We start from the raw sequence: 14,223 nt of genomic DNA on the forward strand, positions 1-14,223 counted from the left end.
GTGATTGCCGGCCCGCCATCTGTCATTGCAGCCAAGCCCGAGATGGTAGCGATCCTATGGACGGGTATAGGCTGCGCCGGCTGCAAGGCGCGGTCATCTAAATGATGGATTGCGGATGCGGAGGCAGTCGCCATATCGAGCGTACGGTTCGCTGACCGCTCCGGCCCCCTCCCGCCGGTTCCTGGTCGCATCCGTTCCCCTCGAGGCTTTTGGCTCATTGCCATGGCTTCTCCTTGGCCGGCTCCCTTTGGGACGCCGGCCTTTTTTCTTTAGGCCAAACGGAGCAGAGTTCGTCTTCGCGCCGTAGTCGGCCGCTCCCTATAACGCCGGTGAGCAACCAGATTGATCCACCCTTGCTGGCTGGTCCAACCCGATCGTTGGTGGACGGCTGGCTTGGAGGCTAGGCGGACGGCATAGTTGGTCCGAGTTGCGCAGTCGCCCGCACGACTATGGCGGGGACGAAGACCTCCGGGGCGGAGGCATAGCCTAGCGAGCCATGCGGGCGCACGGCATTAGTGAAGCGAAACCCCGGGCATCGTCCGGGATTTTTTTATCCTAACAGGGTGAGTGCTGGCCCAAGATCGTTAAATAACGCGGTAACCGATCAAGTGCTTGCAATTCCTCATTTTGGCATTCGAGTTGGTGACACTCTTTGCAAGCATACGGTAGCTAAGCCGTGCCGTTCGGTCGTAACTTTCATTTGTTCCAGAGAAGCTGGAACCGCTCTGCGAGTGTGAACAGAATATGGCCAAACGTTCTGCGTTCATCCGTCAGTGAGATTTTGACAAGCTCAGCTCAAATCGCTCGGCGGCAGAAAGCCGTACTCCCGCGAAGCGTCGCGGCGAGGCGCTCGCGTTGGCCTCTGGCCACCCGACGTTATCCCGAACTCAGCATTCTGGCCCGGCGGAAACGACGAAGGCCGCCCTTGGAGGCGGCCTTCTTGGAGCTTTAACTATCTTCAGGCGTGCCGGGTTCAGACAGTCGCCCCGCCGCGCCCCCGCATGACCTCCTGGAACCTCGCATTCTCGTCTTCGGCGCGCACGAATGCGTAGGTCTTCTCCGTCGTCTCAATCGTGTCCATCAGCGCTCTCGCTGCCCACCTCATATCGTCCTTACGACGCAGGATGCTTGTCGCCAAAATATGCCGAAAATCATGGTTGCGGAGAGCGCGCTGCTGCCTCCAGAATAAGTCAGTGTCGGGCCAATCAATCAAAAGAGCCTTGCTCAGTTCTGTCGCGAGCTGGGAAAATCCCTGCTTGGCCGTACCGTCATAGTTCAGAAAAAACGCGCCACAATCGCTATCGGCTACGCCGGCGAGAATGGGGCGTGCATCGTTCACGTAAAGATCGAAGACGGCGTGACCTCCAAGCTCATCGTCAAAAGTACGCTGAAAATCGATCCACGTTCGACCATTCTTCCAAACTTTTTCAGACAGGCGGTTCTTGAAGAACTCCCGTGGAAGATGGAGATCGATACCGTTGCCTGCGGCGCGAAAATGGCGGGTACCAACCTGACGCAATGTACCGCCACGAAGTGCCATCTGATCCTGGGTATGCAGATACATCTCGTTGCGGACAGCGAGCGCCCACGTGACGGTCCCCTCGGCCAGATGGCGACGCTGCTCGCCCAATCGGCGCAGCATGGTATGCGTTACAGCCTGGCTAGGATTTGAAAGATTGAGGATCGGCATCAAGCTCGCGATCTCAATCGATCGATCGAACTCGTCATCGGAGTAGCTATTGCACATGCTCCGGTATCGTTCGAACGCAGCTTGGCAAGCTGCTTCCCAGTTCGCCTCGATCCATTGGATTCTAGCGCGATCGAGATACCCTGGGATCGGGCTCAGCGTTTCGGCGAGCTGGGGCATCTTCCGCAAAATGCCTTTCTCACGCAGCAGCGTTCCAAACAGCCGCATAGCTGCAGTATCGGTCACGCTCACCGTCCGGCCCGGGATAATCGCTGTTCTTTGGGAGGGGAGCCATATGGCGTAGTCCACAGAGAGCTCTGGAACAAGCGCCAACGCCAGCGACATGTCAGTTTCGGCGATCGCTGGTCGGCCTTCCATGCTCTGGGACAGATATCCCAAAAAAGCTCTGAGCGTTCGCTGATGTCCCTCCACAGTTGAGTGAACCCAACGAAGCCCATCGTCGTAAACACCGTATCGCTTCATGGCGTCACGGCGCCTCGGACCATCGGCATCAGCGATGGCACAGACGATAGCGAACTGACGATCAACGTGCTCGGGCAAGAAGGGCAAAGCGTGTTCAGCTGCCTTCACAAAGGCAGATATCGGCTTCGTCGCTTCGGCAATGAGCTCTCGCTCGATTTCCAGGCAACGAGCGAAAAAATCCTCGTCCGGAAGAGCGAAATCGGTAGGATCCAGTCGCCTCTTGATGCGAGTGCGGAGCGCATTGTTCGAGCGCATGTGCTCTGGAAAACGAGAAAGCAGGACGTACTTCGGCCGCCGCGAACTCCCAGCCATACGGCCGACGAGCGTATTCGGCTCCGCCTTCAGTGCTCGCTCGACAAGCTCAACCTCACGGCGACGATTGGGGGCCGGGCAACCATTTACCCATGCCCCGATGGTCCCTTTGGGAAGCCCTGCCTCTCGGGACGTGGCCTTGTAGGACATCTTCGCTCTTTTGCAGAGCTCGCTGAGTGCCTGGCAAAAATCGTCTGGCAGCCTCCGAGATAGTTCGATCTGATTCAGGCATTGCTGCAGAACGTCCATCTCGCCGTGAAATTTGGAATCCTTGGGCTTGATCGTTGACGCTTCAGCCAGCAGCAGCTTCGCATTGGCCAGATCACCGTCAGGATGAAGCTCGGCCAGCTGTCTCAGTCGCCACTTCAGATTGTCGATCTGAGCGTTTTCGGACTTTGTGCCCAGTACCTCCTTGCGACGCATAATGATCGCCTTCTCACTCAGCTCCTGGAGAAGCACAGCCTCCGGCTCAACTGACGCGATGACGGTCTCGTAACCTAAAGTCGTACCGGCTTTGATGATCGCATCTCGGACCGCAGGCCGTAGGGCGCTTTTTGTGCTGATGCCGATCTGCTCGCAGGCTACGGCAAAATAGGGACGGCCAGGATAGGACGGATGCTGGGGGACCTTCTGTCCTTCTCGCTTCGCCCACTCCTCGACCAGAACGACGCTCGGGATCGGACGCAGCTCTCGGGCTGTCGCAACGATCTCGAAACCGAGCTCGCGCCCCAAATCCGTGAGAATAGCCCGATTTGGCGGGTGATAGAGCTCATGCGGGTCGACCCCCATCAACTCGGCGCAAGCGGGAATGAAGGGCTCTTCCGGCTTTGAAGAACATGCCAAAACTTGAAGCCGTTCAGCTCTGGCTCGCTCCCCCCAAGCCAGCAACCTGCGTTTGGCAATTGGATCAGGGGCGTCTTCGACACCGAACTCATTGTACAGTTCCACAATGCGACGTTCGACAGGTAGCGGCAGTCGGTTGCCCTGAGGCAGTCCGAGCAGCCTACGAACGGCCTTGTAGCTTGGCTCGGAAGGCGTCATCGCATTGAGCGGCATCTTGCCGCCCGTTTCGCGCAGGCTTCCCGCCAAATTCTCGACGCGTTCAAGGATGTCTTTGACGTAAGCCCGTTCTTCAACAGGCTCGATCCCAACCCGCTTTGCCATCGCGGCAATCGCCTCCGGAATGCCGGGCAAATGCAATCGGTTTATTGACACACCGAGTTCCATGGCGAGCGCCGCCATCGATACCTTGTCTTCGACTGTTCGCTGCCGACGCGGAAGGCGGCGCCCTTCTGCGATCAGGCGTACTTCCAGTGCTTCGAGCATGACCAACGTGTCTTGGACCGCTTTCGGTCCGTACTGGACGCGTGGCTTTTTGCCGATCGCCGGAGAGTTGCAGTCGGATCCGTCACATGGCAGCGATTCAGGAACCGCACTTGAAACCGGCAGGGAAGAGGTCGTCGGAAATTCTGGCTTATCGCCCTGTACAATCGACGCAGCGTGTTCTTCCGGTTCGACCGCTCCAATTCGGGCAGCTGCAAAATCGAAAGCAAACTGATCAATGGATTTCAGGGGCCGACGCAAATTCTTCTCTTCGGGCAAATCGATATCAAGACTGCCTCGAGGCTCACGATTGCCGATATAATAATCTACTGACGAAATTCCTTGCATTTTAAGTACCCGCAGCCAAACCCGTGCGTAGGCTCAGATATCCGTGGATAGCGGAATGCGATCGGCGCCGATTTTCTGGCCGCAGAAGGAGCTAGAAGAGCGGTGATTACTTTCCACGCGACCGATGGTGCTTCCGTAGCCGCGGGCGCTTACGAAGCCGTTTGCGACCGGTCAGGTCGACCTTGATAGCAGGAAGTCCGGGCGCCACGACCGTTCGCCATGACGCCGCCAATTCAGCTCCTAGCGGCGCACAAGCCAGCTCGATTGCCATCAAGGATTTGCATTTTGGGTCACCGCGAAGCGCGTCCTTCGCGATAAGCGTCCAAAGCGCATCGAACTGGCGCGGCGTAGAGAAGTGCCGCATAGCCAGCCTGGCCAGAACTCGATTGGTCGAGAGTGGCCGAACGACAGAGCCGACAGGCGCCGAGAGCACCTTCTTCGCAATGTTCACGCAGCTGTCGATCGTTTCGAGAAGCGCATTCGGCCCCATCATGCGCCATGCTGCGAGGAGTCGCTCTTCATCCAACGAAATTGCCAACGCGCGCGACACAACTCTCACGCCAGCCTCCGTTGTGTGAATCAAAGCGCCGGCAGGCGCTGAAGGCAGTTTGGTGCGGCACCGGTCATCGCTGGGTAGCCACACTCTGTATGTTGCCTGCCGCCCGCGAATGCACCTTCAGCCAGCTACGATGCTCGCATCCAAATATGCTTTGAGCCGGCGCGCGCCGGCTTCCGTTTCGATCATCTGGATTGGAGCCCAATCGTCGAAAACGAGGTTGGGGCGATACATCCAGCCATAGCCGCGAGCCGGATCACGAAACCATATTCTGAGGCTGGTATGGATCGTTAGGATCAGCGCCATGCGATCGAAGACGTCCGCAGACACTCCGTCGATGGAGCCTTCCTGCAAAACCGCGAACTGGCCGGATCGTGCGATCCCGAGTATCCGGCACGCTCGGGCGTCATCGACTTTCCAGTTGTGGAATATCTGGAGGGCGGCGCGGACCAGAGCCCTTTTCTCCTCGAAGGTCATCAGGCGACAAGCTCGGCGAACTCGGCAGCCCCCAATACCCGCTTGGTGCGCAGGGCCTCCGCGACTGTGTGCAACTGAGAGAGTCTGTCCGTGAGAAACTCGGAGCAACGACCTTCGATATTCTGAAGCTCATCGTCGATGAGCTCGCGGAACGTCCGCTCATCCAGCAATTCCTCTGCCCGGTCGGGGGCGATCCTTCGGGCCAGGCTCGCGCCCAATCCGAAAGATCCATGCAGCGCGGCTAGCATCCGTGTCGCGACTGCCAGGTCAGCGTGCGAGCCGGTCGATGCCGATCCCAGGACGAGCCGTTCCGCAACCAGCCCGGCCAGGCTGATGGCAACATCGTTCTCAAGGTCCTCGCGTGTCGCGCCGCCCTCCAGCCCGGCAAAGACAGCCCGCGCTCCCGCTGGGCCGTTCCTCATAGCCGAGACGAGTTCAACTCGGCGACCAAAGACTGACGCCATCACCGCGTGCCCAGCCTCGTGAATGCAAACTCGCCAAAGGAGATCGGGCGAGACGTCCTCGCGATTGAATTGATCAAAGAGGTCATCCAGCGCCAAATCTCTATCGGCGCGTCGTGCAGTCGCTCTCGCGCTTCTCACTGACAACTCGACTTCTGCGGCCGTCGACCCGGACGCGAACCGAGCCAGTGTCTCCAAATTCGCACCCGGGAGGTCATCACCCAGGTGAAGCCGGAACATGCCGACAAGGTCGGCCTCGGCGGGGCGCCCAATCTCGAAATGACGCTCCAAGCGGCCTGCTCGCAAGATCGCGCTATCGATCCGGTCGATCATGTTCGTCGCCCCGAGCACGACGACACCTTCGCGGCTATCGTCGATGAGCTTCAGGAAGTGATTGATGATCGTCGTCCAGTAGTCGCGGTTGCGTTGATGGAGCGTGGCTCGGTCCGGGATCGAATCCAGTTCGTCGATGAAAAGGAGGCTCGGTGCTTTGTTGCGAGCCTCGCTGAAGGCATCCGTCATCTGCCGGACGATGTCGTGGATGTAGCCCTGGGTTGTGTTGAACATCGCTCCGAGATTGGTGGTCACCAGGTGCATATTGCAGCTCCGGGCGAGCGCTGAGGCGAAGTACGTCTTTCCGCATCCGGGGGGCCCATGAAGGACAGCAGCGCCACCGATTGCCGACCACTTTAATTGCCCCGCACGGTAGGCTGCGATATCTGCTGCCAGATCGAGGCCCCAAGATTTCGCCTCACCATATCCATGCAGCTCCAAGAGCGTTGGCCCCGCTGACACGCCAGCAGCCGCCTTATCAGTGAACCACCTGTCCAGGTCGACCAGGCGCGCCACTGTCCGCGCTGCATTCTCTCCAGGCCTGATCGCAGCCAAGATGGCGCTCGCGGGCACATTCTGCCCGACGAGCTTCGGCACGCCCGAGACGCTCTTGTTGCCATACGTCGCGCGAATGGTCGCGCCGATCATGGCTGAGGTCGGAGGCAGGAGCTGGACGTGATGATCGACCGACGCCTGAACCGCAGGGCTGATGCGTACCAACCCATTCGAGCTCAGGATCACCAACGATTGTCCAGCAGAGACCGCGAGACGCAAGTCGAGATCCGAAACTGCATATTCCCCCGCCTTTGTGCTCTTGTCAGCCGACACCAGCACGGCACGGCTAAACAAGGCCTTCGCAGCTTCAAGACAGCAATCGGCCCAGCCCCCCGCAGGTACTCCGATGACGATGACCATCATCTTGCGGATCTCGATCTCCCGCCGAAGTATGGCGCCACAAGCTGCCCACAGCATCAAGCGCGGAAGGAGCGCGGCCGGCTTCAGGCCTCCGTTGATGAAGCGGTCCCGGAGACCTTTGGGGCGAGACAAGGTGGCCGTCCCCTCGATTGGCACATCGTCATCGTCGATGAGGAGCTCAGGCAGGTCAGACTCAGACATCTGCTTCGTCCTCGAAGGTAAAATCAGCGAGTTTCCAGAGCCGTGTGCCCGACATGCGGCGGCCAGCGACGAAGTCGGCAGCCCCGAGCTGAGAGTTCAGGTCGACGTCCGTGAGCAGGATCAACCAGCCATCCTCAGGGCCCCGCACCAGGGATTGCGCGGCGCGGAGACGGTCGCGAAGCTGTCGGTATCGAAGCGGCAACGAACAATGCTCTTCGTCGAGGATCTTGGCGCCAGCGAGCACACGCATACGGCGCCCCTCGGTATGGATCGCGAAAGCCTGGCACCCGTCCCTGCGGAACTCATAGATGACATCGCTCTGCAAAAACGGCCGGCCTCGGTGCGCATTCAGGTCCAACAGCTCATTCCTGCGTTCCAGGCTGGCGATGGTCGAGGCGACCATCGCGGCCATGGGCTCGACCGGACCGAGCAGCAGCAGCGCGTCACGAAAAAATTGCTCGGCGACGATCTGATCGGCTTCGTGCAGCGTCGGGAAGCGGAGCGATCGGTTCTCGACCATGACCATGTCGACCATCACCAGGGCCTGGATCATCCGCTGCTCAAGATAAAAGGCGACATCGCCCCGCATCTGATCGTCGGTGCTGACGACGACCGCAACCTGCAAGTATCGCGGAAACTCCCGATTGCGCTCGTGCTTCTTGAGCCGCTGCAGGACGTTCTGGGCCTGTCCGACATAGACTCTGAATGCGTGGTCGCCGGCGGCTGGCGCTATGAGGATATAGACACCGCGGCGGCTGAGCTCTGGCCAGGCCGAGACCCTCTTAAGCGCATCTCTTGGGAAGGTCACCGCAATGGCCGAGCTGTTTGCGAGTCGCCTGACAGATGGGCCTAGCGCGTCCGGGCCTTCGAGTGAGACCTGAACGGCCTTTGGTCGCCTGGGCTCGGGACAGTCGGAATTCATATTCGGCACTCCCGAAGCGCACCGAGCCGCCTGGAGCGGCCGATGCCACGCTACGCAACTGTCAGAGGAAGAAGTGTCGGCTAGAACCAGCCGAGAGACCCAGTCGGAGAATGAGGAGACGTCGGGCCGACACGACTGCCGGGCGAGAGCTCGAATTCGTCTTCGCAAACCAGGATGCCCGAAGCGATCAGCTTCAGGATCGCGTCAAATGAGTCCGCGCTCGCGCGGCAGAGTTTCATGACCTCGCGGATGGTGCACCGGCCAACGCTCCGGACATATTGCCGGACCCGTTCCTCATCCTCGATATCGATTTCAGCCTGGGCGCACCTGGCGAGTTCCAAAGCATTATGCCAGCCGGGTTCCTGGCGCAGCTTCTCGGGATCGACCGCGAAGAGCCACGTCTCCTTTTGCGCCAGCGCGGAGTCGAGTTTGTCCCAGCTGTCTCTCAGGCGAGATAAACGGCTATCCAGCAGCGGATCCGCACAAATGACAAACCTCCCGGCCTGGTGGCGAAGGAAGTAAGCGGCGAGAAAGCCGAACTCACTGGCCTCGGTTGGAGGGAGCTCGGCATGGAAGTCGAACTCGCAGAAGCTGTGGATGCGCGGGTCAGCTTCGATATTGATGAGCAGCTCAAAACTGCCGAGCTTGGCGCAGCAGAACGATCCAGCTGCCTTTGACGACCGCAACTTCATGGCTATGCGCCTTCCAAGCGATAGAACCGTGATAGAGACCTGATCCACCGCATGCTGGGATCAACGCAGAAGATCTGGGACGTTTTGATCCTGCGGCCGTCTCCCAGAAGCGGGTGGCCAACAACGACGCCCTCTATGCATGTCACTTGGTGCTCCGCGAATTTGTGATCGCGCAGAAGCGGTGCCTCTCGGAGCTGCTCAGTGGTGGGCATCCCGCCATCAAAGATGGCAGCCAAATCCCAGCTTAAGGTCCGAAGGAGCTCAATTCTCTCCAGGGCATGTTCGCGTGTCGTCGCATCATTGAAGGCCATAGGGTCCTCGAGGCGTTATAGGACCGACACCAGCATATGGTGCGGTCGACGTGTGTGGATGTGGAGGGGGAGAGCGCGCTCGCCTTGCCCGCGATCCGGACGCGATCCCACATGGAGTGTGGGATTGGCACTCAAATCCTTAATGCAACCGAAGGACTCAGCTGTTGATCAGCAAGGACTGATTAACCCTGGAGCTTGCAGTCTGCCCGAGAACTGCGGAACGTGTCGGGCACTACCAGTGCCGAACGAAGCTCGCGGTTTGCGCAACGCAACGGGTTGGTGGATGGACGGGGCAGCCTTTAAAGCGATGCTGGGCGAGCTGGGTTACACCCAGGCCAGCTTTTCGCGGGCTTATCGGATCCACATCCGGACGGTTGAAAACTGGGTGCGGATAGGCCCCCCAGATTTCCTCGCGCACATTCTCACGGACATGCTGAGGGCATCCATTCCCTCGCCAAACCCAGAAACACCACTAGACTACACGAGCAAGCAAGGCGCCAAGCGGGCGCTAGACCCGTCCCTACGCTCGGTGGTGGACCGCGCCGTGAGAGCCGGCTGGTCGAGGGAGATCATAGCTTCCGCGGCGATCGAGTGGTTCTCAGACGAGTTCCTCACGAAGCGCTGAGGAATTCATGCCCCACACTATCCGTGGGAAGTGTTAAGAAATCGTTACCAGCATTCCGGGATCATATAATGCCCGGGCGGCCCGTTTAGTCTCGATCGCCGCCGCCTGGCCGACAGACCGTTGGACCGTCAGATCATACGAAGCCATGCGATAGCGGTGCACGCGAAGTCGGACGGCTTCTTCGACATTCCAAACGAGGTCGCCGATCCAAGGCAGGACATGTACGCCGGTAAGTTACCTCTCACACGTTAGAGAAGCTCAGTTCTTGCTCGTGAAGAGGTGGATACGCTCCTCACTTTTTGGCTATGCGCTGTTAGGCCGGAGCTGAATTAGGGGGCAGCGCAAGGCCATCCCCAGCCCGTCGAAGCTCGCGAAAAAGAACTGCGCCGTCAATCCTTTTGACCGGCCGAATACATTAATGATATCTGGCGCTTACGGCGCGGTCAGAAATGTACCCAAACCTCAGAAGGTTGTGCCCGCCGGCCGCCGCGATCTCGAGCACGCGCCGCGCGCTTTCCTGACCCTTGACGTCGGCGAGATCGGGCAAGGGCCCGGCCTGACGCGCCACCGCTGGCTCGGGCCTGGCCATCACCTGCGTGCCCTTGAAGTGATTGGCGAGCTGGATCAGCGAGCGTGGCGCCAGGATGTCGATATCGGCCGCCGCCCAGGCCGCTTCCGGGCCCGAAGCCGCCGGGCAGATCAGCCCCTGCCCTTTCGCGTAGGCCGCGATCGCCGCGGGCAGGACGCCCGCGACCGGCGCGATCGAGCCGTCGAGCGCGAGTTCGCCGAGCACCGCATAGCCCGCGAGGGCATCGGCGGGAATCGCTCCGATCGCCGCCATCACGGCAAGCGCGATCGGCAGATCGTAATGGCTGCCTTCCTTGGGCATATCAGCCGGCGCTAGGTTCACGGTGACGCGTTTGGCTGGCAGGGCGAGCCCTGAAGCAAGGAGTGCAGCACGCACCCGCTCGCGGCTCTCTGCGACGGCCTTGTCGGGGAGGCCGACCAGCACGAAGGCGACGCCGCCCGGCGCGATCTGGACCTGAACGTCGACGGCGCGTGCCTCGATGCCTTCGAACGCCACCGTCGCGACCCGCGCCACCATTTCGGCTTCGCTCCCCTGCCCCACGGGAAAGCTAGCGAAGCTTCAGCAGCAACGCAAGAACATATCAGGAACTCAACAGGGCAAAAAAAAAGGGGAGGCAATGCCTCCCCTTGTCGTCAGGCCTCGACGCCGAGGCCGATCTGGCAGGCGACCCCGGTGCCGCCCAAGCCGCAATAGCCGCCCGGGTTCTTCGCCAGATACTGCTGGTGGTAGTCCTCGGCGAAATAGAGCGTCGGCGCCGCGCGGATCTCGGTGGTGATCGGGCCGTAACCGCCAGCGGCCAGAGCCTTGGCGTATTCGGCGCGCGAGCGCTCGGCCGCCTCCTGCTGCTCGGCGTCATAGGTGTAGATCGCCGAGCGATACTGCGTGCCGATATCGCCGCCCTGACGCATGCCCTGGGTCGGGTCGTGGTTCTCCCAGAAGATCTTGAGCAGATCCTCATAGGCGATCTTGGCGGGATCGAAGACCACGAGGACGATTTCGGTATGGCCGGTCAGGCCGCTGCAGACCTCCTCATAGGTCGGGTTGGGCGTCGAACCGCCGGCATAGCCGACGGCCGTGACCCAGATGCCCTCGCCGCTCTGCCAGAACTTGCGCTCGGCGCCCCAGAAGCAGCCGAGGCCGAAGACGGCCTTGCGGAGTCCTTCCGGGTAGGGACCGGCCAGCGGGCGGCCGTTGACGAAATGAGTTTCGGCGGTGCGGATCGCCGTGGGGCGGCCAGGCAGCGCCTCGGCGGCAGTCGGAATCTCGGTCTTCTTGCGCAGGGAGAACATCATTGGCTCCGTTCGTTCGGGCTCGACGCCTATGTAAGCGCCTGGAGCCCGTTCGGACAGGGGTGGGAATGCGGACGCGCCATCACCGACGCGTGACGATGCCGATAGCCTCCTGCGGACGCCGCCCCAGCCAGAGCAACGCGAAGCCGAACAGCAGTGCGGCCAGGGCCACAGGCGAGCGCAGGACCGTCAGCAGGACCGGGTCCCAGAGCCAGGGGTGGATGTTGCGTTCGATCGTCGGCTGGATGAGCTGATAGCGTTCCTGGATGACAGCGCTCAGCACCTCGCCGACCGGCGTGAAGCGCAGACCAGCGTTCGCGATCGACCTGGCACCGTCGATCACCAGCGCGACGAAGCCGGCAGCGACGGCCAGATACCCGATCAACCGGAGAAGAAACCGCACCACCCGCTCCCTGTCGCATCCGCCGCGACAGGCTGCGCCGCGTGCCGTCGGCCGGCATGCCGGCTCAAGCCACCAGATGTGGCCTTGCCCGCCGGAGATCGCAACCGGGTGGGCACGATTTACCGCGATTGTGCAAAACCCTGCATCTCGGGCCTTGAAAGATGGCGGGCCGGCAGTCATAAGCAGCGCGCCGGACAGGTGGCCGAGTGGTTGAAGGCGCACGCCTGGAAAGTGTGTATACGGGAAACCGTATCGCGGGTTCGAATCCCGCCCTGTCCGCCATCGCAGCTTCCAGCACGGTATTCTCCGTTCCAGTTTTCGGGTTGTTTCCTAGAGAGTTAGGGCCGAACTTGGTGCGCACCAGTGCGCAAGCGTCGCCGTCAATCCAGTTGATTATCGGGTATATTTCCGGGTAAATCAAGCACGAAACCGGGTATTTTCGGAGCCCCTGGCTGTGCTGACCGACGCTGCTATCCGCAAGTCTAAACCATCCGACAAGGCTTACAAGCTGGCCGATGGCGGCGGTTTGCACCTTTTCGTCAGCCCGGCAGGCGGAAAATCGTGGCGATTCCGATACGAGATCGGCGGCAAAGAGAAATTGCTGACGCTCGGAAAATACCCGGGTGTTGGAATCGCTGAAGCCCGCACAGCGCGAGACAAGGCGAAGGCGATTCTCGCGGAAGGCCGCGATCCGAGCATCGCAAAAAAGCAGAAGCGCCTTGCGACTGGCCAGCAATCGACCGAGACTTTTGAGGTCATCGGCCGTGAATGGCACCGAACCAACACGCCGCGCTGGTCCGCCGTCCACGCTGACGACATCTTGGCCTCTCTCGTCAGGGACGTTTTCCCGACAATCGGCGGATACCCGGTTCGGGACATCACCGTACCCGATGTGCTGGCGGCTCTTCGCGCTGTTGAAGCCCGCGAATCGTTCGAGACGACGCGGCGCCTGCGGCAGCGCATCGCTGCGATCTTCGCGTTCGCCATTGCGTCGGGGAAGGCAGATCAAAACCCGGCCCTTGTCGTTGCTGGCGCCCTCACCCCATTCGTTCGCGGTCGGCAGCCAGCCGTCACGACGCTCGACGATGCGCGCGAGCTGGTCCAGCGCTTCGAGATGATGTCCGGCCACCCGCTGACCAAACTGGCGCACCGCCTGCTGGCGCTGACTGCCGTTCGACCCGGTGTCATTCTTGGCTTGCCGTGGTCCGAACTCCCGCAAGGCGCGACGCTCTGGACGATCCCCGCTCAGCGCATGAAGCTCGCGCTCCGGTACAAGACCGACACGGCGCGGGATCATGTCGTGCCGCTGTCTCGCCAAGCCATAGAGATCATCGAGGCCGCTCGTACGCTGACCAAGTACGGCCCGCTCGTCTTCCCGAACTATCGCAACGCGCACAAGCCCATGACCGAGGGTGCAATGCGGCTGATGTTGGCGAAGGCCGGGTACAAGGATCGTCATGTTGCCCATGGCTGGCGCTCGACTTTCTCGACCGTGATGAACGAACGCTACCCAAAGGACAGACAGGTCATTGACCTGATGCTGGCGCACTCTCCGAAGGACCAGGTTGAGGGCGCCTATAACCGCGCTCTGCATATCCAGCGCCGTGGCGAGCTTGCGCAGATTTGGGCCGATCTTCTGATGGAGGGTTCGCCCCCTGCTGATCGGCTGCTGCCCGCGCTATGATGCCTTGGCGAACTTGTCCTCGATCCATTTGTCGATGTCCGCTTCGCGCCAGCGCACGCAGCGCTCGGCAAGCTTAACCGGCTTCGGAAAGCGCCCTTCCCTCATCTCGGCATAGATCCAGGACTTGCCGACCGATGTCTTGTGGCTGACCTCTTTCAGGTCGATGAGACGGTTGCCCATCTACTCTTCCCTTGCCTGTATGGGGGATTTGGAGTTGGCATCCGCGAGCACGAATGGCGCCCATAGAGCCATGGCATAGGCGAAGCGCGGTTGAAGCCACTCGCGAACGCGAGGCTCGTCGGCGCGGCAGACGCTCACCTCGTAGGACCAGAGCGCCGCCTTGCGCTGTCCAACGAACTGGATCAGCAACCGACCGTTGCGGTAGTTTGCGTCACCGTTGAACTCGTCGTCCTCCAGCCAATCCCAGCGGACGACATAGTTCAGGTCCAAGTCGCTCTCGCCCATGTTCTCGATGAACTCGGCCCAAGAGCGAACGCTGTGGTGGCAATCGCTAGCGTGGTAATTGCCCACGGTCATGTAGTACGAGTGTTTTGCTTCCCAGAGCGCAGCCGTCGTCAGGGCTTGAGGGTCAAGCGTCATGGCGGGGCTCCC

12 protein-coding genes, 1 tRNA gene and 1 pseudogene are annotated in these 14,223 nt (G+C 60.8%); 3 read left to right on the forward strand and 11 right to left on the reverse strand.

The annotated features are described in order from the left end of the window. Positions 1-973: 973 nt before the first annotated feature. The 6 genes from AC3WMA_RS18045 to AC3WMA_RS18070 all read right to left on the reverse strand — a co-directional run bounded on the left by AC3WMA_RS18045 (position 974) and on the right by AC3WMA_RS18070 (position 9,021). Positions 974-4,153 carry a hypothetical protein gene (locus tag AC3WMA_RS18045; RefSeq protein ID WP_492286733.1) on the reverse strand — a complete coding sequence of 1,060 codons (3,180 nt, stop codon included), beginning with the start codon at positions 4,151-4,153 and terminating at the stop codon, positions 974-976. A 676-nt stretch (positions 4,154-4,829) separates the two neighbouring features. Next, positions 4,830-5,186: an antitoxin Xre/MbcA/ParS toxin-binding domain-containing protein gene (locus AC3WMA_RS18050; RefSeq protein ID WP_492286734.1), complete on the reverse strand. Its 357-nt coding sequence runs from the start codon at positions 5,184-5,186 to the stop codon at positions 4,830-4,832. Further along, a complete protein-coding gene (locus AC3WMA_RS18055; RefSeq protein WP_492286735.1) occupies positions 5,186-7,096 on the reverse strand; it encodes an AAA family ATPase in 1,911 nt (636 codons plus the stop codon). The genes AC3WMA_RS18050 and AC3WMA_RS18055 overlap by 1 nt, the downstream gene beginning before the upstream one ends. Continuing rightward, positions 7,089-8,018, reverse strand: a complete 930-nt coding sequence (locus AC3WMA_RS18060; protein WP_492286736.1) for a DUF4357 domain-containing protein — start codon at positions 8,016-8,018, stop codon at positions 7,089-7,091. The genes AC3WMA_RS18055 and AC3WMA_RS18060 overlap by 8 nt, the downstream gene beginning before the upstream one ends. 80 nt (positions 8,019-8,098) lie before the next feature. Continuing rightward, positions 8,099-8,710: a hypothetical protein gene (locus AC3WMA_RS18065; protein WP_492286737.1), complete on the reverse strand. Its 612-nt coding sequence runs from the start codon at positions 8,708-8,710 to the stop codon at positions 8,099-8,101. Positions 8,711-8,712: 2 nt separating this feature from the next. Next, positions 8,713-9,021 (reverse strand): DUF6634 family protein, encoded by a 309-nt coding sequence (locus tag AC3WMA_RS18070; protein ID WP_492286738.1) that lies wholly within the window; start codon positions 9,019-9,021, stop codon positions 8,713-8,715. 124 nt (positions 9,022-9,145) lie between these two features. On the opposite strand from AC3WMA_RS18070, the gene AC3WMA_RS18075 reads away from it, so the two are divergent. Beyond that, complete coding sequence (locus tag AC3WMA_RS18075; RefSeq protein WP_492286739.1) at positions 9,146-9,646, forward strand: helix-turn-helix domain-containing protein; 501 nt, start codon at positions 9,146-9,148, stop codon at positions 9,644-9,646. Positions 9,647-10,100: 454 nt separating this feature from the next. Here the strand turns inward: AC3WMA_RS18075 and AC3WMA_RS18080 are convergent. The 3 genes and pseudogenes from AC3WMA_RS18080 to AC3WMA_RS18090 form a co-directional block, all read right to left on the reverse strand. After that, positions 10,101-10,751 (reverse strand): annotated as a pseudogene (locus AC3WMA_RS18080) (magnesium chelatase domain-containing protein); the annotation flags it as partial. A gap of 116 nt (positions 10,752-10,867) precedes the next feature. Then, positions 10,868-11,524 carry a peptide-methionine (S)-S-oxide reductase MsrA gene (gene msrA / locus AC3WMA_RS18085; protein ID WP_492287095.1) on the reverse strand — a complete coding sequence of 219 codons (657 nt, stop codon included), beginning with the start codon at positions 11,522-11,524 and terminating at the stop codon, positions 10,868-10,870. A gap of 82 nt (positions 11,525-11,606) precedes the next feature. After that, positions 11,607-11,927 carry a hypothetical protein gene (locus AC3WMA_RS18090; RefSeq protein ID WP_492286740.1) on the reverse strand — a complete coding sequence of 107 codons (321 nt, stop codon included), beginning with the start codon at positions 11,925-11,927 and terminating at the stop codon, positions 11,607-11,609. 192 nt (positions 11,928-12,119) lie between these two features. On the opposite strand from AC3WMA_RS18090, the gene AC3WMA_RS18095 reads away from it, so the two are divergent. Beyond that, positions 12,120-12,209, forward strand: a tRNA-Ser gene (locus AC3WMA_RS18095). A 172-nt stretch (positions 12,210-12,381) separates the two neighbouring features. Then, positions 12,382-13,611, forward strand: coding sequence for a tyrosine-type recombinase/integrase (locus AC3WMA_RS18100; RefSeq protein WP_492286741.1), 1,230 nt, complete (start codon positions 12,382-12,384; stop codon positions 13,609-13,611). On the opposite strand, the gene AC3WMA_RS18105 is transcribed toward AC3WMA_RS18100, so the two are convergent. Further along, positions 13,606-13,791 carry a helix-turn-helix transcriptional regulator gene (locus tag AC3WMA_RS18105; RefSeq protein ID WP_492286742.1) on the reverse strand — a complete coding sequence of 62 codons (186 nt, stop codon included), beginning with the start codon at positions 13,789-13,791 and terminating at the stop codon, positions 13,606-13,608. The genes AC3WMA_RS18100 and AC3WMA_RS18105 overlap by 6 nt on opposite strands. Further along, positions 13,792-14,211: a hypothetical protein gene (locus tag AC3WMA_RS18110; protein ID WP_492286743.1), complete on the reverse strand. Its 420-nt coding sequence runs from the start codon at positions 14,209-14,211 to the stop codon at positions 13,792-13,794. It lies immediately after the preceding gene. Between the last annotated feature and the right edge of the window lie 12 nt (positions 14,212-14,223).

The sequence above is a fragment of the Allobosea sp. FW305-C-101 genome (assembly GCF_058783685.1).

Bases quoted from the DNA above. Each gene is read 5' to 3' on its own strand.
- AC3WMA_RS18065 (WP_492286737.1), bottom strand. From the start codon at position 8,710: ATGAAGTTGCGGTCGTCAAAGGCAGCTGGATCGTTCTGCTGCGCCAAG.
- AC3WMA_RS18105 (WP_492286742.1), bottom strand. From the start codon at position 13,791: ATGGGCAACCGTCTCATCGACCTGAAAGAGGTCAGCCACAAGACATCG.
- AC3WMA_RS18110 (WP_492286743.1), bottom strand. From the start codon at position 14,211: ATGACGCTTGACCCTCAAGCCCTGACGACGGCTGCGCTCTGGGAAGCA.
- msrA (WP_492287095.1), bottom strand. From the start codon at position 11,524: ATGTTCTCCCTGCGCAAGAAGACCGAGATTCCGACTGCCGCCGAGGCG.
- AC3WMA_RS18045 (WP_492286733.1), bottom strand. From the start codon at position 4,153: ATGCAAGGAATTTCGTCAGTAGATTATTATATCGGCAATCGTGAGCCT.
- AC3WMA_RS18070 (WP_492286738.1), bottom strand. From the start codon at position 9,021: ATGGCCTTCAATGATGCGACGACACGCGAACATGCCCTGGAGAGAATT.
- AC3WMA_RS18060 (WP_492286736.1), bottom strand. From the start codon at position 8,018: ATGAATTCCGACTGTCCCGAGCCCAGGCGACCAAAGGCCGTTCAGGTC.
- AC3WMA_RS18050 (WP_492286734.1), bottom strand. From the start codon at position 5,186: ATGACCTTCGAGGAGAAAAGGGCTCTGGTCCGCGCCGCCCTCCAGATA.
- AC3WMA_RS18055 (WP_492286735.1), bottom strand. From the start codon at position 7,096: ATGTCTGAGTCTGACCTGCCTGAGCTCCTCATCGACGATGACGATGTG.